Source organism: Chryseobacterium sp. PMSZPI, assembly GCF_002835665.1.
Taxonomy (GTDB): Bacteria; Bacteroidota; Bacteroidia; order Flavobacteriales; family Weeksellaceae; genus Chryseobacterium.
The window spans coordinates 1-20,998 of sequence record NZ_PIZV01000055.1 but is presented as its reverse complement, the minus strand read 5'-3'; the positions used below and the strand labels follow the sequence as shown (position 1 = coordinate 20,998).

Below are 20,998 nucleotides of genomic sequence, written 5' to 3'. Positions count from 1 at the left end.
ATTTTTATTGGGAGTAAAAACACCATCCCACCAAAGAAGAGGAGTATATTACCTTTTAAAAATTGGTTGTTAAAACTATCGAATCTTTTGTGGCTTTAATTTTTATTTTTCAAAAACGGCATAATCAGAAACCTGGAAATTGAAATCTTTTCCATTATTGAAGTCTCTTTTTGTTTTATCAAAAACATTTCTGAACGTTCCTGATACCTGTTCATCATCAATACGAAAGTTCACCGGTTCTTTTGACATATTCAGAACCACAAGGACCTCATTATTTCCATTTTTTCTTTTATATGCCAAAATCTTATCATTGGCGGTTGTATTCAACAGGTAGGTTGTTACATTAGAATCACCCCCTCTCAAAGCCGGATTAAGAGTTTTAAGATCTAATAATGTCTTATAAAAATCTGCAACCTGATAAGTATTGGTCCATTTGATAACATCTTTTTCAAAGAACTCAAGTCTTTTCATATTGGGAAGCTCCTGCCCCGAATATAGCAATGGGATACCATTCCATGTTGCTGAGAATACAGCCATAGGCTTGGTAATAACTCCATATTTTTCATATTCCGTTCCATTCCAAGAGTTTTCATCGTGGTTGGAGGTAAACCATGCTCTCATAGAAGCATCTCCGATATTGGAATATTGCACCAATAAATCTTTCAATTCCTGAAGAGGCTCATTATTTTTATAGTAATCCGCAGATTTATGCATCCATTTCCAGGAATAGCTGGCATCGAAAACTTTTCCATACTCCGGACTTTCCAATTCATCAAATTCTCCCAGCCAGAATAATGGCTTTAGTTGTTCTACTGCAGGACGGGCTTGTTCCCAAAAATCCACTTCTACCCAAGAAGCCAAATCACACCTAAAACCATCAATATCGGTTTCTCTAACCCAAAATTTCATTGCATCAATCATTGCCTGACGCATTTCCTGGTTTTTATAATCCAATTCTATGATATCATCCATACCTGATGCTATATGAAATTTCCCATCCGGATCTTTTAAATAAAACTCAGGATGTGTTTTGGTCCAGATATGGTCCCAACCTGTATGATTGGCTACCCAATCAATAATCACCTTGAATCCTAATCGATGAGCTTCATTCACCAAATCTTTAAAATCCTGTAGAGTTCCAAACTCCGGATTGATAGAAGTATAATCTGCAGCCGCGTAAGGACTTCCCAAACTTCCTTTTTTATTCTGTTGGGCAATCGGAGTAATAGGCATAAACCAAAGGGTTCTTATTCCCATCGACTTGAGGCGGGGCATTTCTTTTGCAAATGCTTTGAAAGTTCCTTCCTGGGTATATTGTCTGATATTAACTTCGTATATATTGGTGGAATGTTTCCATTCTTTCGGTAATTCTGTCATTTTGGAGGTATTTCTTTGAGTGGTACAGGAAACAATTCCCAGACCAATTATAGCTAATAAAATTAATTTTTTCATTAATCTATTTTTAACAAAAGTAAGGAATTTGGATAGGAGGAAAAAGAGTGGAGAGACAAAAGGGCTAAACCGTAAAGGGAGCAAAAAAGCGAAGAAAGCTGAGGAGGCGAAAATGCGAAGATGCGAAAAGGTAAAAGGTAAAAGGGCGAATGACTGGAAAGAACTCTATAACTAACTGTCTTTACTTTCTTTACTTTCTCAGCCTCCTTAGCCTTCTCAGGCTTCTCAGCCATTTACACTTCCACCGTTTAGTCCATAAAAAACCCCGGATTAAAAATCCGGGGCTGTATTTGTATATCTTTACCTCTTATCTTTCATCATCGTTATCCTCCTCATCATCGAAGACATCGTCGTTGTAGTCGTCTTCTTCCTCGTCATCAAAGCTATCGTCTTCATCAGAGAAGTTTCCACCACCTCCGAAATCTTCATCAAAACCAAACTCATCATCTGCCAGAGGCATTGCTGATTTCTTTTTAGATCCTCCTGCATTACCGTTTTTGCTAGGAGCTTTCAAAGGAACATTTCCAAATCTATATACTGTAATTGGGTAGTTTACAGCTTTTGTTTCTTCAATTACTTCTACAAGCTCACAGAAGAATTCCCAAAGATCAAGAAGTCCATATTGGAATTGTGCTTTGTCACCTACATTTTCAAAAGCTTCATCAATGTAAACATCTGACATAATCTCACCATCACCATCATCACTCATATCTTCCAATGGGACACTTTTTACTATTGTTCCGTCATTTTCTAACAGATTAAAAGTAGAAAGCTCTTCACCTTGCAGACTGAATGCACTTTTTATTCCTAAATGTAAGTTCCATAACGATTGCTTTCCCTTTACTTCAATATCACGGAAAATATCCTCTTTCGCATCTAATATTACGCGGATTTTGTAAACCATATCAGTTTCTTAAATTACTTTTTTGCCTTTATAATTATGATAAATCTCTGGTGCAAATATATAATAAATGACATGTGACAAAAAAATATTTCTGAATTTTTTAAAATATTTTTTTTTCTTACATTTTGCCGAAATTATTTGCTTTTTTCGAGCATAAAACTGAACTTCGTCCCTTCAAGGTAAACACTCTCCACTGTAATGTTTTCATTGTGTGCTTCAAGAATGTGCTTCACAATGGCCAATCCCAATCCGGAACCTCCTTCTCTCCTGCTTCTGCTGGTTTCTACACGATAAAATCGTTCAAAAATCCTTGGAAGGATTTCAGACTTGATTCCCATTCCGTTGTCTATCACTTCAATCAGTACTTTATTTTTCAATACACTGGTCTTTACAATCACTTTAGCTTCTTGTCTGTTGGCATAGTGAATTGCATTTGAAATAAGATTGATAAAAACTTGGGAAATTTTCTGTTTATCGGCTTCTACAAAAATTTGCGGATGTAAGGTTTGTATTTGTAATGTTGTATTTCTTTTTTCTGCTTCAAGATCGAGAAGATCAAAAATTTCTTTGATTAAAAGATTAACATCAAATTTTGAAACGGTAAGATTGATTTCTCCGGCTTCCAATCTATTGATCATATCAAGATCTGTAACAATAGCAATAAGCCTTTCAACGGATTTATCAATTCTTTCCAGATATTTATCCCTAATGGTAAGGTTATCGACTCCCCCATCTCTTAAAGTTTCTACATATCCCTGAATGGAAAACAATGGTGTTTTAAGCTCATGGGAAACATTTCCGATATATTCTTTACGGTAGCTTTCCATTTCCTTCATCATATCAATCTCAGTAGCTCTCTGCTGATTAAGGTCTGAGAACCTTTCTCCTAGTTCTTTAATGGTTATATTTTCGTCATTATCATGAACCATTTCCTGAGGAAGAATTCCGGAAAGCCCTCTTACCTGCTTTCTTCCATAGTATTTGAAAAGGAGTTCCAATACTACATAATTGATAATGAAGATCAGGATAACACAAATTAAGAGACCCGTTTTAAATTGAGGGGTCTCATAATAGATATCTTTTAGTGAGTCGAAAACAACTACTAAGAATAGCATTACCAACGTCAGCAGACAGGAGGCAACGAACGTAAGCCTGTAAAATTTCAATTTTACAAATTTTTAAAGATTATTGTAGGTAAAGTTAGGATTTTTAAGTAATTAAACGATAAGTTTATATCCTATTCCTTTTAATGTCTGGATAGTGTTGATTCCTAATTTTTCTCTCAATCTTCTGATGTGAACATCAATGGTTCTTTCTCCAACAATCACATCATTACCCCAAACTTTTTCCAGAATTTCTTCTCTTTTGAAAACTTTCTCCGTATTGGAAGCCAAAAGATAAAGCAAATCAAACTCCTTTTTAGGAAGCAGAAATTGCTGTCCGCTTTTGGAAACTCTGAAGTTGTCTTTATCAATAACCAGATCTCCAATTTCAATTAATTTTGCATTATCGGAAACCTGAGAAGTTAGCTGTAATAATGCATTTACTTTAGAGATAAGAATTTTCGGTTTGATCAGCTTTACAACATAATCGTTAGCACCTGCCTGGAAGCCTGCCAATTGAGAAAACTCTTCGCTTCTCGCTGAAAGGAAAACAATAAGTGTCTTTTGAAGTTCTTTCACTTTACGAAGTTCCTGACAGGTTTCAATGCCGTCTTTTTCAGGCATCATCACATCTAGTAAAATAAGATCCGGAATAATTTCCTTTGCTTTTTCTATTCCCTCGTTACCATTGGTTGCTGTATAGATATCGTAACCTTCTTTTTCCAAATTGTAAGAGAGTATCTCTAAAATGTCCAGTTCGTCGTCTATTAAAAGAATTTTCTTGTTCATCTTCTAGTTTAAGAATTCCCACAAAATTAGTTATTTTCATTGGTCTTATCTATCCTCACAATGTTAACTAATTATTAAAAAACAGAATCATTGTTTTTAATTTAAAAATTAATAAAAATACATCAGAATAGATATGAATAAAACAAATATACGAAACAATATTTAAAACAAATAAAAAAAATACACGAATAAAAAACAAACATCCATAATAAAAACCACCCCATTCTTATTAATACAAACTTCATAATTAATTAAAATTATCCTAAAGTTTTCTTAAAAACTTAGCCTTTATTTTGCCCTTGAAAAAGAAGTAAAAGAAGTAAAATGAAAAAACAACTCCACAAGAGCATTGTGCTACTTGCCTTGTTTTCTGCTGGCTATGCTTTTGCACAAAGTCAAATTTTAGAAGGTAGGGTATTGGATGAGAAAGATAACACTCCTATAGAAGGAGTAAAAGTAAAGGTAAATGATCAGGAAGCAACCACCGACATTTCCGGATACTACTCTATCAATCTGTCCCCCGGAACCAACTACGTTATCACCGTAACTTCTAGTGGATACAACAGAAAAGAAATCAGTGAAGTTATTGTAAAAAATGATGCAAATACTCATCTTGACATTGTTTTAAACAAGCCAACCGCCAAGGAAAAGGAAATCGAGGGAGTTGTCATCAGATCTAATGCAAGAAAAGAGACCATAGCTTCTACCATCGGTTTACAAAAGAATGCAGGGGTAGTTTCACAGGTTATTGGAGTGGAAGCCATTAAAAGAAGCCCGGACAGAAATACCGGAGAGGTTCTGAAAAGAGTTTCGGGGGTAAGTTTATTTGATGGAAAATATATTGTAGTAAGAGGTTTATCTGATCGTTATAACCAAGCCATGCTGAATGGTATACAGTTGTCCAGTACAGAACCAGACAGAAAAACTTTCTCTTTCGACCTTTTCCCGGCTAACGTCATTGAAACCCTGGTGATCAACAAAACATTCATCCCTGAATACACAGGTGAATGGGGAGGTGGACTGATTCAGGTAAATACTAAAGATATTCCTAATAAAGATTTCTTCAATGTACAAGTAGGTGTAGGCGGGAATACCATTACCATGGGACAGGAATTCTTAATGCAAAAGGGTGGAAAATGGGACTTCATAGGTATTGATGATGGTTTCAGAAAACTTCCTACCAATATGCCGGCAAAGAATGCCTTCAGTACTCTGAATGAAGCTCAGAAAACTGAAATCGGTAAGGGATATACTAAAAACTTTGGGTATAATAGCGTTGGCTATCCTGAGAACTTAAGCTTACAATTAGACGGAGGTTTCAATACCAAAGTTTTTGGGAAAGATTTAGGAGTAATTGCTGTTCTAAACTATAGCAATAACAAAAGAAGAACCGAGTCTACCAACCGTTTTTTTACCATCAACGACCAGACTGCTGATACCAATTTCGATTATTATACTGAAAAATATAGCAATGATGTTATTTTAGGTGGAATGTTGAACCTTTCCTTAAAGTTCAATAGCAACAATAAAATTTCCCTAAAAAATATCATTACCAATAATACCACCAATCACATGTCCTTCAGAACAGGAAAGGACTTTGAATTTGATCCGGAAAACGGAACTAATATTATTGCGAGAGAGATCGGGTTTAAACAAACTACTTTCTACAACTCAACCATTAATGGTACTCATAAAATAGATGCTTTGGGTGGACTTACTTTTAACTGGTACGGAAGTTTCGGAATCCTTGATCAGTATATTCCATTATTGCAGCGTTTACAATACAATCAACATCCTGAAATGGCAGGTAGCCCTTACCTGGCTTTGATCTCTAACGGTCTTTCTCAAAAATCAGGAAGTGTTTTCTATTCTACATTGAGCGATTATTTATATAATGCAGGTGGAGATGTATCCAAAACGTTCACTTTATTCGGGCAAAAACAAACCATTAAAGGTGGATATTTGTTTCAGGTAAAAGACAGAATTTACAACTCCAGACCTTTTTCTGTAAGACTTGAAAAATATAATCAGGGATTACTTTCTCAACCTTTCGAAACCATTTTCAATCCTGAAAACTTCGGAACAGATGGTAAATTTACATTTGACGAAATTGCCGGAAACCAGTACAGATATATTGCCAATACAATCCTTAATGCAGGATACTTACAGTTTGACAATAACTTTACACCATGGTTGAGAGCTGTTTGGGGATTAAGAGTTGAAAATTTTGATCAGTTAGTAGGAAGTACAAAGAAAAGTGACGATCGCTTTGTAAACACTCGTGTAACAGACTTTTTACCAGCTCTTAACTTAACTTTCAAAGTTGATCCTAAAATGAATATTCGTCTTGCAGGTTCACAAACTGTTGTAAGACCGGAATTCAGAGAGGTTTCTCCTTTAGCTTATTATGATTTTGATTTAGGAGCTACCGTAATCGGTAACAAATTTATTGAAAGAACTAAAATTACCAGCGTGGATCTTCGTTGGGAATATTACCCAAGAAACGGAGAAATCCTTTCTGTAGCAGGTTTCTATAAAAACTTCAAAAAACCAATCGAATTATACTTCAATCAATCCGGAGTGGGAACGAGTAATACGTTCAACTACCTTAACGTAGATAAGGCTGATGCTTATGGAATTGAAGCTGAATTCAGAAAAAAACTGGATTTCGTAAGTGCTCTTAAAAACTTTACATTCGGTGGAAACTTTGCTTACATCAAAAACAGAGTAACGGATGAGGCTACTAAAATTGACAGACCAATGCAAGGGCAATCTCCTTACACCATCAATTTGAGTCTTCAGTATGATACTGAAAAATCCGGATGGTCTTCTACAGTACTTTTCAACATGATCGGAAGAAGGATCCTTTATGTAGGAAATGATCAGGTTCCGCCAATCTGGGAAGCTCCAAGACCACTTTTAGATTTCCAGCTTGCTAAAAAGATATGGAACAACAAAGGAGAGATCAAACTTAATGTTTCAGATATCCTGAACCGTCGTGCCAAGTTCTATCATGATCTTAACGACAATGGTAAATATGATAGTAAAGATGCTCTTGCTATAGAAAGAATAACAGGAACCAACATCAGTTTAACACTGGGATATCAATTTTAATACACTCAATCAATAATCTAATAAAAATAATTTAATTCTTTATAACATGAAAAAGTTCGTTTTATATTCTTTAATGCTTGGCGCTCTAGTATCCACTACCGCATGTAGAAATATAGAAGAAGATGGACCAACCATCATTCAAGATGGTGGTAACGGAAACGGAAATACTGAAAATCTTATTCTTTCAGGAAAAATAACATCCAATTTAACACTTAAAGCTAATAAGATTTATAAGTTAAGAGGATTAGTATACGTAACTAACGGAGCTACTTTAACGATCGAACCAGGAACAAGAATCGTAGGTGAGGCTGATAAAAATGGTGCTTTAATCATCACACGAGGAAGTAAAATCATGGCAGAAGGAACTGCTGCCAACCCAATTATTTTCACTTCTGAGAAACCTAATCCCAAAAGAGGTGACTGGGCAGGTGTTGTTATCTTAGGAAATGCTCCTACTAATGCATCTTTCAATAACCAACAAGGAGTTGGAGAGATTGAAGGTGGTATCAACAACACTGAAGGTCTTGGACTTTACGGAGGAAATAATGCTGCTGATAACAGTGGTATTTTAAAATATGTAAGAATTGAATACGCAGGATATGCTTTCTTACCGGATAAAGAAATCAATGGACTTACTTTCGGGGGAGTTGGTAACGGTACTACTGTAGATTATGTAGAAGTTGCCTACGCTAACGATGATAGTTTTGAATGGTTCGGAGGAACGGTAAACTGTTCTCACCTTATTTCTTACAAAGGTCTTGATGACGATTTCGATACAGACAACGGTTATTCAGGAAAAATCCAGTTCGGGATTGCTGTAAGGGATTCTCAGGTTGCTGACGTTTCCGGTTCAAACGGATTTGAATCTGATAATGATGCCAACGGATCTGCTTTAACGCCTCAAACATCGGCTACATTCTCCAATATGACGATTATCGGACCAATCAATTCTGCAAGTGCAGGTTCTATAAACCCTCTATTCCAGAATGCTTTACACATCAGAAGAAATTCGTCTATTTCAGTATTTAACTCTGTTTTCACAGGATTCCCGGTTGGTTTATTCATTGATGCAACTAAAGGTACCGCAACAGATAAAAATATTACGAGCGGAAGTCTTGCTTTCGAAAACAATATTTTAGCAGGAAATACAACTCCATTAAAATATGCGGGTGTAGGAAATCCTCCGCCATATAGCTTGGATAACCTTACCACATACTTTAATTCTAAAGGAAATACAATCCTTGCTTCTACAACTGAAGTAAAATTAGCCGGTGCATGGGCTCCTGCCGGAACAACTCCAAACTTCTCTCCTGCTTCCGGTTCTCCACTATTGTCAGGAGGAACATTTACACATCCTAAATTAAGTTCTTGGTTCAAACCGGTAACTTACAGAGGTGCAGTAGCAGATGCTAGTGACACTTGGTATGCGGGTTGGACAAACTATAATTTATAAAAATATAAGTAGTTAGATTTTATTTTAAAGAGAGTCTCCGGAAGTATTTTCGGGGACTTTTCTTATCTAAATGGTCTCCATAACCAGATATTCAAATTTTCATTATTAACAGCTTGTAATATTGAAAAAAATTAATTGATATAATGAGAATAATTTTTCATCTTTAAGCCCACTCCTATTGATGGAAACAAACAATATTGATACTTAACTACAATATTATTCATTACTCATTATTTATCAATTATAAAAAATGCCACCGAAAAAATTCGATGGCGGATTCACAAAAAACAAGTGTATATAAAAAATATATATTCTACTAATTTCTCCAAAAAAGATTCCCGTCACTCATTAAGGCTTCTATTTTAGACATTCTGGACACTGCTTCTGCAGAACATGATGCATCTGTAAGAACAATGGCAGCTTCATCTCCCGCTTTAGGCCATTGTTGTTTTCCTTTTTCATCTAACGGAAGTGTACTCTGAGTAGCAAATTGCAATGCTCTTGATAAAGCAAATTCTGTTGCATAGCCATATAATTCGGCTATAAGATTAGCTTTTTGAAGCATATTTCCTGATCCGAAAGTACTCCAGTAATCTTGTACATTATCATTTCCGATCAGAACATTCACTCCGTATTTTTTTAATGTCGGAATAGGCATTACGGTACCTTTAAATGGTACAGAAGAGGCAATACCAACCTTTCCCTGAGCCAATCTTTCTGAAATTTGCTCTGTTTCTTTTGGGCTAAGATGCGCCAAAGCAAAAGCATGGCTTACAAAAGTTTTTCCCTGAAGTTCCGGATTTTCAATAGCTTTATCGATCAGATAATTGATTGTTTTCATTCCTGATTCTCCGACTTCGTGTAAGTGAATATCAATTCCTTTTTTATGATCCAAAGCTAATTGAACCGTAAAATCCATTACTTTTTCGATACTTCCGTCAATGCTCAAAGGATCCAATCCACCGATAAAGCTTACACTTTTCAATTGTGCAGCTTCCCTCATTAAAGGAGCAGTATCTGTATAGTATACTCCATGTTGTGGAAAAGCAACTAATTCTGCTTTAAAAGAATTCTTTTTATTTTGGAGAGCCCGTTCCAAATGCTCAAGTGATTGTAATCCTGAAGTAGGATCAATATTGAAATGAGTTCTTGCAAAATGAGTTCCGTAATGTTGCTGCAAACTGATCAGCTGTTCGGCTCTTTCCACAGAAGTTTTCAGCAATTCAGGAATAATTTCCTGTTCGTAAGCGATCATGTCCTTGACTGTTTTTCTTTTTGGGGAAAGCGCCTGCCATGGAAGACCATATAAAGTTTTATCCAAATGGATATGCATATCTCTGAAAGCGGGAAGCATCAGATAGCCTTTAGCATCTATTGCATCAGAAGCAGGATCATTTGCTTTTACCGCTTTGATTTTTCCATCTTCAATTTCAATACTGAAAAGATCTGTTTTTGTTCCGATAACCTCTTCATTTTCGTATTCAAAACCTGTTTCCAGACGGACATTTTTTAGGGAATATTTTCCTTTTGCAGTTAATTGATATGGGAATTGCATGTTTTAAATTTTAACAATACAAAATTACATCAGCATCTGTTTAAAACCGGTGTATCAATTATGTCTTGTGTTGTACAAATTATTCTTTGAATTGGGACGGAGTCATTCCGGTTTGAGCCTTAAAGAATTTCGAAAAACTGGCATGATCATAAAAACCAAGATCATACACAATATCTTTTACAGACATTTCCGACACTTTTAAAAGACGTTTGGCTTCCAGCAGAATTCGGTCCTGAATAAGTGAAGATGCGGAAGTATTGAGATTTTTTTTGCAGACAATATTCAGGTAATTGGCAGAAATATTAAGCTTATCAGCATAAAACGAAACAGACCTTTCCGTTTTAAAATGTTCGTCAATAAAATGCAGAAATTTGGAAATAATGGGATTTGAATTGTATACTTCAAAGTCTTTAAAAGCGCCTTCTACGGATTGGCTCACCAATAGGCCTATTAGTTCACTTCTTTTTTGAATCAGCTCCCAAAAGACTTTCTCTTCTTTTAATTCTTTTTGAATGGCCTGGAATTCATACAAAAATGTTTCAAAGGCCTCGTTAGAAAGATTGATGACAGGATGATTTTGATAATAAGATGCAGAAAATCTCAGCGAAGGCAAAAAGCTTTCAAACCAATCTCTGCTGATCATCAGTTGATAACCTACAGTTTCCTTTTCTATCACCCATTGATGAACCTGATCCGGAAAAACCAAATGAATCTGATGGTCTTTCACCTGATATTCAGTAAAATCAATAGTGTGAGAACCTACTCCATGATCAAAAAGGTTAATGATAAAAAAGTCGTGTTTATGAGGATCATCTATAGAACGCGCCCCGTAGAGTTCATTGAACAACAAATTACAGCCTTTAAGCTGATTTTCACTAAACTCCTGAATTCCTAAAATGGGAAAATGATCTGTATGATAGCTCACATTACCTAATTTCTTTTAAAATTAATAAAATTCTCCGGAGAAAAAATTAAAATAACCACAAAAGGAACAAAATTGAAACTTTTGTGGTTAAAAACACAACTAAACTACATCTCTAAATTTATACTTCTCCTCCCATATTTTCGGAGGTAAAGATTTTATAAACATCAGTATAACTTCATGAATCTGCGAGAGATAAGAGCTATAACCATATAAGCAATTTCACATTATTAAAAAGTCTAGATTCCCCGCTCCACTTTGTTCCGCTCTGAATGACAAAAAAATTAATTCCTGCTTCTTAATATTCTGACAATATCTTTGAACCCTAATGCTTCGGCATGTTGTAAAGGTGTCTTCCCTGAATGATCCGGAATATTGATATTCGCTCCATTGTCTTTTAAAATCTGAACAATTTCCTGATATTTTTGGGTACCATTTCCGAGAATAACAGCTTCCATTAAAGCAGTCCATCCCAGGCGGTTTACATGGTTGATCGGAAACCCTTTTGCGGCAACCAAAACCTTCACTGTCTCCACATGACCTCGTTCACATGCAGGAATCAAAGCTGTTCCGTTATAACGGTTAAACAGATCGAAACGGGCACCATTTTTTAAAAATAATTGTACCAAGTCGGTCTGACCACTTGCTCCGGCATATAAAAAAGGACTGTCCAACTGATTATCCTGAAGATTAACATTGGCTTTATAAGACACAAGCAATTTTGCCATTTCAGTTTGTTTTTCTATTGTTGCAATCAACAATAAAGACCGGCCTCTTTTATCTTGAATATTGACATCCGTACCATTATCCAAAGCAGATTTTACAGCGGTAATATCATTTTTCTTAACCCAGTTGATTATATCTTTTTCCTGCATCATATCTTCTTTTGGAAAATCTGTTGATTTCATTTCACAAGCAGTCAGGCTTCCAAATGTTAAAAGAAATAATAAGACTTTCATATTTTTTGAATTTAAAAGACAACATTTCCATCATGCACCAATGATTCCACATTTGAAATTCTTGATATCGCTTCTGCCGAACAGCTTGCATTCAGCAATACAAAATTTGCCTGATCTCCTTTCTTAGGCCATTGCTGGGTTCCCTTATCATCCAACGGAAGTATGTTTCCTGTTGCCAGTTTTAAACTTCTTGACAGCAAAAATTCTGTTGAATATCCATACAATTGAGCCATTAAATTAGCCTTCTGAAGAACACTTCCCGTTCCGAATGTATTCCAATGATCAACAATACTGTCGTTCCCTGTCAGCACTGTTACGTTATGTTTGTATAATGTCGGAATCGGCATAATCAGTTTGCCAAAAGGAATTGTAGAAACCACCCCGATCTGAGCTTCAGCTAACTTTTCAGCAATTTCTTCCTGTTTTGCAGCTTCCAATTTGGCTAATATAAAACAGTGGCTTAAATATGTTTTCCCCTTTAAAGCTGGGTTTTCATTAACTTTTTTAATCAGATATTCTACCGTTTTCAACCCGGAATCTCCTGTTTCATGCAGGTGAATATCTATTCCTTTTTTATTATCTAAGGCCAGCTGAACGGTAAAGTCCATTACTTTTTCAATATTCCCGTCCACATTGAACGGATCTACTCCACCGATAAAATCAATATTCATTTTTGCAGCTTCTTTCAGATAGGGTACTGAATCGGTATAAAACACTCCGTGTTGTGGGAAAGCCACTAATTCAGCTCCAAAACCTTTCTTTTTGTTTTCTAAAGCTTTTTGCAAGTTTTTCAATGACTGCAGTTTTGAAGTAGGCTCAATATTCACGTGACTTCTGGCATATGAAGTCCCTTTTGATTGTAATAGTTCAATCAATTTTTCAGCTTTGAACGTGGAATTCTTCAGCATTTCGGGAAGCATTTTCTGTTCCAGTTCTATCATTCCTTTAATTCCTCCTGTCCTTTTTCTTACAGCTTGCCATTTATCGCCATAAAAGGTTTTATCCAGGTGAATATGCATATCTTTAAATGCCGGAAGCATTAATAATCCTTTTGCATCTAAAACTTTTGCATTGGGTTGATTCGGAGCAATTTTTGTAATTTTTCCGTTTTCAACTTCTATATAAAAAAGATCTGTTTTTGTTGAAGTTACTTCCCCATCCTGGTACTCAAATCCGGTTTCCAGACGAACATTTTTAAGGCTTAGTTTTCCTTTTGTCAAAATATTTTTCTCATCAAAAAGAGGTGATGCTGCCATAACATTAGGTATTAAAGTTAATCCGGCCATTGCCAACGCTGAACTTTTGATAAAATCCTTACGGGATATATTATTGTCTGAAGTCTTCATTTCCAATCTATTTGTAACAAAAATAAGAAGAACTCTACATGAACAAAGTGTATGGTTTATTACAAAATCTGTATGATTTATACTTAAAGTAAACAGCTTTGAAAAATCAGTGAATATTAAAAATAAACATTAACCCATTTTGAGGTAAAATTACCTAAGTTCGACGTAAGGAAGTCCGTAAAAAGGTTGGAAGCTGGAAGTTACTTTCAGTTATAATGACTGACAGCCTATAGCATCATTAATTTTTGCCTCAAGATCGATAAAAAAGATGAATCGTTATTCTTTATGACCTTCATTACTTCCAGCCCTTAGCTTCAAAAACTGTTTTATTCCGAACTGACATTAAAATATCAACATACATAATAATCATTTAGAATTCTTCAAATTTCAGTATTGATCAGCACAGTTGTTATTCTTAAATTATTATTTCTAAATACTATCGGATTCGCTAAATAAATTAACAATTTTATTCAACCCTAAAAAAAAACATCATCAAAAATCAAAAAAAATATAAATCCATCAGTGCATTAACGAAATTTAACACACTATGCTACAGTATTTTATATAGTTTTACAAGTAAGACAATATTAAATCCAAAATAAAAAGCACATGTTAAACAAAAAATTATTTTTTGCCTTTGCATTTATTATTAACGTAATAATGTATGCACAACTCTCAGAAGTCAACTTAGGCAATCCCAACAATGGTTCCCTTTCCGGAAATGATCAGGAAAAAACAATTTATTATGGTAGTAAACCTGCTAACTGGAATGGAAAAACAATTGTATTTACCCATGGTTTTACATCAACAAGTAGTGTATTTATTGACGGTTCTATGTATAAATGGGCATATAATGATGGTTATAGAACGGTTTTTGTCACTACAACGAAAGGTGGCTCAATGGAAACCAATGCTGATTTATTCGCCAAAGGGCTGGAGCAAATAAAAACAAAATTGGGAACATCCAAATTCTATATGTTAGCACACAGTAATGGCGGAAAAAGTATCGACTTAGCATTAACCATTCATGGTAAAAAGGATATGGCTATAAAAGTTGTTACTTTAGGAACTCCATTTAAAGGTACCCAGATTGCCAATGCAGGACAATGGCCCGTATTGAATTGGGTAGCTTCTCCTTCCTCTACCGATGAAGGTATGAAAACATCAACTACTTACTACATGGAAAACGTTAGAAAAACGATTGACAATCATCCTGACAATAATCCTGATCTATTTTATCACTTCGGACACACAGGTTATAATCAGTTTACCAACGTTCCTTTCTCAAATTTCTTAAAATACTCAGCTAGCGGATTATTAATCAAATCATTAGGCGGAGGAAACAATGATGGAGTAACCCCATATTACAGCCATTCTAAACCGGGAGGACATATTATGGTTCCGGAAGGAGAAGGTAAAGATAATCATAGCTACTTATATGAAGATTCCCAGTTGTGGAAAAAGGTTAATCAGATTTTTACAGAAAACACTTCTTCACCTGTAAGTAAACAAGCAAATACCAGTTCTTCATCTTTTACCGAATATTCTAATTATCAGCTTATATATAATGAGAAACCTGATCTCATTATAAAAGACAACAAGGAAAGCTATGAAGTAATCAGTTTAAGAGAAAAAAGCAGAGATGTAAGAGAGCCTTATACAGAAAGCTATTCGAAAGGAAAACACAGTGTAAAAAATGGTGATGAAAAGTTCCTTAATATCTATGTCAGCAAAGAGAATACCGGATTTCTCTTAGAAAAAGATTCAGATAATAATAAACTGACTATTAAAGACATGCAAAACACTGATATTAAAAACAGTCTTATCAAAACTGAAATCTACAAGTTACCAGAAAATGGAACGAACGATTCCGGTAAAATGCAAATGATTAATTTCACTTATAACAATTCTCAAAATTCATATTCAGTCTCTCTTAAGGATTTACCAAAAGGAGTTTACGCAATGAACATCCATGTAGAGAACAGTCATTACTCAAGAGATCTGATTTCAGGATTCGTCATTGGAGATATAGAATTAGGACAAACAAAACAAGAGCTGACCGGTACTATCAAAAGTACTAAAAGAGGAGAAGCTATTATTGTGAAAAATCCGATAACAGGTAATGGGGCTATCAAAATCGATGAAACCGTTAATACACCTGTGGAGGTGTCTATATTTGATACATCCGGTAAAATAGTATCTCAAAATACATACAAGAACTTTTCGAATGTAACAGATCTTCCTTTATTGGAACAAAAAGGAATGTATATTGTAAAAGTAACTTATAATGCTAAAGATGTTAATCTAAAATATATTCCATAATAAATTAATACGATTATTAAAAAAGGCCATTTTCGTTTTCCGAAAATGGCCTTTCTTTTTTTATTGATTAGAATATTCAAATTTTCTTACAGCTTCCAGTGTCATATCAATTTCTTTCTCCTTGATAGCATCACTGATGAAATATGTTTCATAGCCACTCGGCGGAAGATACACTCCATTGGTCAACATTTGATGGAAGAAATTATTGAACAATGAATGGTTTGCCTCCTGTGCTTCATCAAAGTTGGAAACTCTGTTGATATGGAAGAATACAGACATCATTGATCCTTTTCTGTTGATTTTATGAGCAATTCCTTTTTCATTTAAAATTTTTCCGATTTCAAAATCTAAGGTTTCTGTTGTTTTGTTCAATCTATTGAAAAATTCAGGATCATTTTTTATCAGTTGAAGCGTTTTTAATCCTGCTCTCATTGCTAACGGATTTCCGCTTAATGTTCCGGCTTGGTATACACCTCCTTTTGGAGCCAGGTGATCCATAATTTCATTTCTTCCGGCAAAAGCTCCTACCGGCAGTCCTCCACCGATTACCTTTCCGTACGTTACCAAATCAGCTTTCACATTGAAAAGTTCTTGTGCTCCTCCGAATGCTAATCTGAAACCTGTCATAACCTCATCAAAAATTAATAAGGCTCCATTTTCATCACAAATTCTTCTTAGGTTTTGCAAGAAATTATTTTCAGGAAGTACACAACCCATGTTTCCGGCTACAGGCTCAATGATTACTGCCGCAATCTCTCCCTGATTATGGCGGAACAAATCTTCAACCTGTTCAAAATCATTATAACGTGCCAACAAAGTATCTTTAGCTGTTCCCGAAGTTACTCCTGGAGAATTTGGATTACCAAATGTTGCGGCTCCACTTCCCGCTTTAATCAGGAATGAGTCTGAATGTCCGTGATAACATCCTTCAAATTTTACAATCTTATCTCTTCCTGTATATCCTCTTGCTAGTCTGATGGCACTCATACATGCTTCTGTACCTGAAGATACCATTCTGATCTGATCAATATTCGGAACATTTTCAACAATGAATTTGGCAATCTCAGTTTCCAGCTCTGTAGGAGCACCAAAAGAGAATCCTTTCTCAGCCTGGATTTTCAATTCCTCCAAGACTTCAGGATGAGTATGTCCTAAAATAGCCGGTCCCCAAGAATTAATGTAATCGATATAAGTATTATCGTCTGCATCAGTAAGGTAAGCACCTTTTGCTGATTTCATAAAGACAGGTACACCTCCTACTGATTTGAATGCTCGAACCGGCGAGTTTACTCCTCCCGGAATGTATTTGTAGGCTTCATCAAATAAAGCCGAACTTCTTTGGTATCTCATATATACTTAGTTGCTGTTTGACAGTTGTTTGGTTGGCATTTAACTGTCAACGGTAAACTCTCAACAAAAAATTAGTTTCTTGGTTTTTTATCTATTAAATAAATCAATTGCCCGGTAGAAGGCTGTTGTCCTTCGTCCATTCTGTTTTTGGCATATAATTTATGTAATTTGATTCCGAATTTTTGAGCGATATCATGCATATTTTCGCCCGATTCCGCTTTATAGGTTGCGGTATTTCCCGAAGAGTTTTTCGATTCAAGGAAGACAATATCACCTTTCTTCAAGGTATTTCCTTCCAATTCATTCCACTTGATGAGTCTCCCTTCACTTACTTTGAATTTATTGGCAATAAACTGAACATTGGTATCTTCAGGAATCACAATATATTTCAAACCATCATTGGGATGGCTTTTTATAAGAATGGAATTAAGAATTTCTGCTTTTGTTTTGATTCTTTCCACTCTTTTCTGCTGTTGTGCATAAGAGGTTTGTTTGTAAGGAACTTCTACCGTTACAGGCTCTTTAGCTTTTTTCACCGTTTTTGAAGGATCTAATTGAGCCATGAAAGTTCTATCGTCTTTCAGATCCGGATACATTTTAAGAACAGCATACAACACTTCATTAGAATTGGTATTATCGTATTCGTATAATTTATACTTTTCGATTTTAGTAATCAGAATGGAAGCATAGCGTGGGTTGGTTGCATATCCTGCCTTTTTCAAACCATAAGCCCATGCTCTGTAATCTTTCATATCAAGATTGAAAAGATTGGCATAGTACTTTCTGGTAGATAAGAAAATAGAATGATCTTCGTAAGACTGTCTAGGATCTTCATATACACGGAAGCATTCATTAGGAGCATCATCCGTATGTTTCATTGTTTTCCCCGTCCAGTCTTCTTTACATTTTATTCCGAAGTGGTTCTTTCCTTCCAGAGCCAGCCTGCTTTGTCCACCTCCGGTCTCTAAAAGACCTTGAGCAAGGGTAATAGAAGCCGGAATTTTATATTTTTCCATTTCCTCTACCGCATATTTAGCAAATTTCTGAATGTACTGATCTTCGGTTGCCCAAGTCTGGGCTGAAAATTTTGATAAAACTAAAAGGCTTATTGATAGGAAAAGTCTTTTCATGTTTTTCAATTTTACTTATATAATTAAATTTCTACACTGTTTTTCTAAAAGCAGATTAGCTCCCTCAATCCCTTGCAACCCACCTGTATGAAAGCATAAAATCCTACTGTTCTCAGGAAAGTAATCTTCATCAATCAGTTCAAAAACCTTTTGCATCATCTTTCCTGTATAAATCGGTTCTAAAGGAATATCATATTTCTCTTTGAAATCATTGATAAAACCGACATTCTCATCATTTATTTTACCATAACCTCCAAAACCTGAATCTATTAGATCAAAGTTTTGTTTCAAAGTTAATTCAAATATTTTATTTTCCAATGATGAATCATCAACTGCCTTGAATCCTATAACTTTCTGATTTTCTTCACAAAACTTTAAAATCCCGGCAATGGTTCCTCCAGTTCCAACTGCGGTGCAAAGATAGTCAAAATCTTTTGTTTGCTCATTGAGCATCATTTTTACACCTTCTACAGCCTCCTGATTGGTTCCTCCTTCCGGAACGATCAGTGCTTCAGGGAATTCTTGCTGTAGAAATTCTGTAAATTTTTCTTTATGGCGATATTCTTCACGGGTGACAAATTTCAGGTTCATTCCGTTTCTTTTTGCAAAAAGCAAAGTCGGATTGTCACGCCACTTATTTTGTAATTCTTCACCTCTAATAATTCCCAATGTAGGAATACCTGCCAAATTTCCTACCGCCGAAACAGCAGCAATATGATTGGAAAATGCCCCACCAAAAGTGATGATATATGGTTTTTCCGGATTTTTTTCCAGATAATGGTTCACATTATAAAACAGTTTCCAGTATTTATTCCCGGAGATCTGAGGGTGAATGAGATCTTCTCTTTTCATGAAAAGTCTTACCTTTTTATCGATAGATATTTCCTGAATGGGAATAGATTCTGTTGGAAGTTTTAATAGCATTGTATCGGACTATTCAATATTATATACTGCAAAAATAGAAAAAGATTTATTGAGTGTAGATATTGTAGGCAATGACGTTATTTTTAATTGGCATTTTAACCACAGACGGCCACACAGAGTTGCACAGATAATTGAAGGAAACAAAAATGAAATAGTAGCATAATAATGATTGTGAAATTTGTGAAGATATTTGTGAGATTTGTGTTTTGATAATAGAATTTGGCTGAAGCCAGAGGTATTTTGATTTATTTGAGCAGACTAAAACTCCCATTGATTTTATTCTCGCAGATCTTGCTGATTGGGCAGATCTGCTAGCTTCGTTGAGATTTCTACCGGAATGACAAAGATGCTATAAAATTCAACTCTACTCTATTGAGCTTTAACGACAGCATCTGTATTCTAAAGATATTTTCTAAAGCTCCAGAATTTTCTTTTTCGAAGATAATTTAAATCATTTTCCTTTGCATAGGCTTCTCTTTCAAACGAAATTCTTTTATAAGCCCTATCTGTATCTTTAAGTTTAAAAAACCAATAATAATATTCAATGACATAAAAAATATAAAAGAAAATGATAAGCATTTCCAATTGTTGTCTCAAATGGATTTTTTCGTGGTTGATCAATACTTTATTTTCCTTATCTTCGGGTTTCCTAATGAAGATAAAGGGAAAGAGAGCAATGCCATTAATTTTTAATTTATTTAAAGGCTTTTGGCATACAATTATCATACTAACAAATATAAAAAGTTTTTTGACTAACGTTTAACTTATGGCCCATTTTGATATCAAAGAAGGTGAGGACTTTTACTATAATGAACAGGGATACAAAGTTTTTACGGAAAAATTCCATCTGAAAAGAGGATATTGCTGTAAAAGCGGTTGCAGACACTGTCCTTACGGGTACGATAAAAAGACTGATACATTCATTAAAAGTGATAAAAAAAATAAATAAAATGAAAAAATATATTTTTATCTTGTTGGCAGCGGCTACATTAGGCTTAACTTCATGCAGCCCTTTTCAGGTACGTTCAGACTATGCTGATACAGCCAATTTCAATTCTTACAGAACTTACAAAATAAGAATTGACGATTTAAAATTGAATGATATTGATAAAGACAGAGTTTTGAATGAGTTATCAAGACAACTTCAAAGCAAAGGGCTTCAGTCCGGAGAGAATCCGGATTTGATTATCAACGTAAAGGCCAATCATAAAAAAATCACGGATATCAATTCCAGTTCCCCTTACGGAATGTGGGGCTGGGGCGGTCCTTTTGGCTGGGGTGTAGGAATGAACAGAACATGGACAAGCAACTATAATGAAGGAGCTCTCATTGTTGATATGATTGATGCCAAAACCAATAAATTGGTATGGCAAGGGATCGGAAGCGGAATTTCCGTAGATTCACCAAGATCTAAACAAAGACAAATTCCTGAAATCATGGCTGAGATCATGAAAAATTATCCACCGCAAAGAAGATAGAATTTAAAATAATTATTATAGATGCCGATACATTTTTGTATCGGCATTTTTTATTATTATCAAAAGATAAAAAAAGATTTTTTTCAGATTTTTTCATAACAAATCATTTTTTATTAGACAATTTATCTAAAAACATTCAATACTTCTTTCAATTTTTAGACAAACCATCTATTTCATAGGATTATATTGGACATATT

Annotated in this window: 17 protein-coding genes; 5 read left to right on the top strand and 12 right to left on the bottom strand. The window is 35.0% G+C overall.

All coding sequences use genetic code 11. The annotated features are described in order from the left end of the window. Nucleotides 1-102: 102 nt before the first annotated feature. The 4 genes from CW752_RS10900 to CW752_RS10885 form a co-directional block, all read right to left on the bottom strand. Nucleotides 103-1,452: an alpha-amylase family glycosyl hydrolase gene (locus tag CW752_RS10900; RefSeq protein ID WP_101239743.1), complete on the bottom strand. Its 1,350-nt coding sequence runs from the start codon at nucleotides 1,450-1,452 to the stop codon at nucleotides 103-105. Between the two features lie 307 nt (nucleotides 1,453-1,759). Then, on the bottom strand, nucleotides 1,760-2,356 hold the full coding sequence (locus CW752_RS10895) for an IS1096 element passenger TnpR family protein (protein ID WP_101239742.1): 597 nt from the start codon (nucleotides 2,354-2,356) through the stop codon (nucleotides 1,760-1,762). Between the two features lie 134 nt (nucleotides 2,357-2,490). Next, nucleotides 2,491-3,522, bottom strand: coding sequence for a sensor histidine kinase (locus CW752_RS10890; protein WP_101239741.1), 1,032 nt, complete (start codon nucleotides 3,520-3,522; stop codon nucleotides 2,491-2,493). Nucleotides 3,523-3,573: 51 nt separating this feature from the next. Further along, nucleotides 3,574-4,248: a response regulator gene (locus CW752_RS10885; protein WP_101239740.1), complete on the bottom strand. Its 675-nt coding sequence runs from the start codon at nucleotides 4,246-4,248 to the stop codon at nucleotides 3,574-3,576. Nucleotides 4,249-4,572: 324 nt separating this feature from the next. Between CW752_RS10885 and CW752_RS10880 the strand changes: the two genes are divergently transcribed. Both CW752_RS10880 and CW752_RS10875 read left to right on the top strand, forming a co-directional pair. Continuing rightward, entirely contained in the window at nucleotides 4,573-7,362 is a 2,790-nt protein-coding gene (locus tag CW752_RS10880; RefSeq protein ID WP_101239739.1) for a TonB-dependent receptor, read from the top strand. Between the two features lie 46 nt (nucleotides 7,363-7,408). Continuing rightward, nucleotides 7,409-8,815, top strand: coding sequence for a hypothetical protein (locus CW752_RS10875; protein WP_101239738.1), 1,407 nt, complete (start codon nucleotides 7,409-7,411; stop codon nucleotides 8,813-8,815). Between the two features lie 316 nt (nucleotides 8,816-9,131). On the opposite strand, the gene CW752_RS10870 is transcribed toward CW752_RS10875, so the two are convergent. The 4 genes from CW752_RS10870 to CW752_RS10855 all read right to left on the bottom strand — a co-directional run bounded on the left by CW752_RS10870 (nucleotide 9,132) and on the right by CW752_RS10855 (nucleotide 13,597). Then, on the bottom strand, nucleotides 9,132-10,370 hold the full coding sequence (locus CW752_RS10870) for an amidohydrolase (protein ID WP_101239737.1): 1,239 nt from the start codon (nucleotides 10,368-10,370) through the stop codon (nucleotides 9,132-9,134). Between the two features lie 79 nt (nucleotides 10,371-10,449). Then, the gene (locus CW752_RS10865; RefSeq protein ID WP_101239736.1) at nucleotides 10,450-11,295 is read right to left on the bottom strand and encodes an AraC family transcriptional regulator; all 846 of its coding nucleotides are present in this window, start codon (nucleotides 11,293-11,295) and stop codon (nucleotides 10,450-10,452) included. Between the two features lie 281 nt (nucleotides 11,296-11,576). Next, nucleotides 11,577-12,251 (bottom strand): ankyrin repeat domain-containing protein, encoded by a 675-nt coding sequence (locus CW752_RS10860; protein ID WP_101239735.1) that lies wholly within the window; start codon nucleotides 12,249-12,251, stop codon nucleotides 11,577-11,579. Nucleotides 12,252-12,262: 11 nt separating this feature from the next. Then, nucleotides 12,263-13,597 carry an amidohydrolase gene (locus CW752_RS10855; RefSeq protein ID WP_101239734.1) on the bottom strand — a complete coding sequence of 445 codons (1,335 nt, stop codon included), beginning with the start codon at nucleotides 13,595-13,597 and terminating at the stop codon, nucleotides 12,263-12,265. A gap of 609 nt (nucleotides 13,598-14,206) precedes the next feature. Here CW752_RS10855 and CW752_RS10850 point away from each other — a divergent pair. Beyond that, the gene (locus CW752_RS10850) at nucleotides 14,207-15,919 is read left to right on the top strand and encodes a T9SS type A sorting domain-containing protein (RefSeq protein WP_101239733.1); all 1,713 of its coding nucleotides are present in this window, start codon (nucleotides 14,207-14,209) and stop codon (nucleotides 15,917-15,919) included. 60 nt (nucleotides 15,920-15,979) lie between these two features. On the opposite strand, the gene hemL is transcribed toward CW752_RS10850, so the two are convergent. From hemL to CW752_RS17035, 4 genes are all read right to left on the bottom strand, one after another. After that, nucleotides 15,980-17,269 (bottom strand): glutamate-1-semialdehyde 2,1-aminomutase, encoded by a 1,290-nt coding sequence (gene hemL, locus CW752_RS10845; protein WP_101239732.1) that lies wholly within the window; start codon nucleotides 17,267-17,269, stop codon nucleotides 15,980-15,982. 71 nt (nucleotides 17,270-17,340) lie between these two features. Next, nucleotides 17,341-18,399, bottom strand: coding sequence for a glucosaminidase domain-containing protein (locus CW752_RS10840; protein ID WP_101239731.1), 1,059 nt, complete (start codon nucleotides 18,397-18,399; stop codon nucleotides 17,341-17,343). Between the two features lie 15 nt (nucleotides 18,400-18,414). After that, complete coding sequence (locus CW752_RS10835; protein ID WP_101239730.1) at nucleotides 18,415-19,323, bottom strand: 1-aminocyclopropane-1-carboxylate deaminase/D-cysteine desulfhydrase; 909 nt, start codon at nucleotides 19,321-19,323, stop codon at nucleotides 18,415-18,417. A 399-nt stretch (nucleotides 19,324-19,722) separates the two neighbouring features. Next, entirely contained in the window at nucleotides 19,723-20,049 is a 327-nt protein-coding gene (locus CW752_RS17035; protein WP_101239728.1) for a hypothetical protein, read from the bottom strand. A 40-nt stretch (nucleotides 20,050-20,089) separates the two neighbouring features. Here CW752_RS17035 and CW752_RS10820 point away from each other — a divergent pair, with 40 nt between their 5' ends. Then, a complete protein-coding gene (locus CW752_RS10820) occupies nucleotides 20,090-20,272 on the top strand; it encodes a DUF5522 domain-containing protein (protein ID WP_101239727.1) in 183 nt (60 codons plus the stop codon). A gap of 1 nt (nucleotide 20,273) precedes the next feature. Then, nucleotides 20,274-20,801, top strand: a complete 528-nt coding sequence (locus tag CW752_RS10815; RefSeq protein WP_101239726.1) for a DUF4136 domain-containing protein — start codon at nucleotides 20,274-20,276, stop codon at nucleotides 20,799-20,801. Nucleotides 20,802-20,998: the final 197 nt, after the last annotated feature.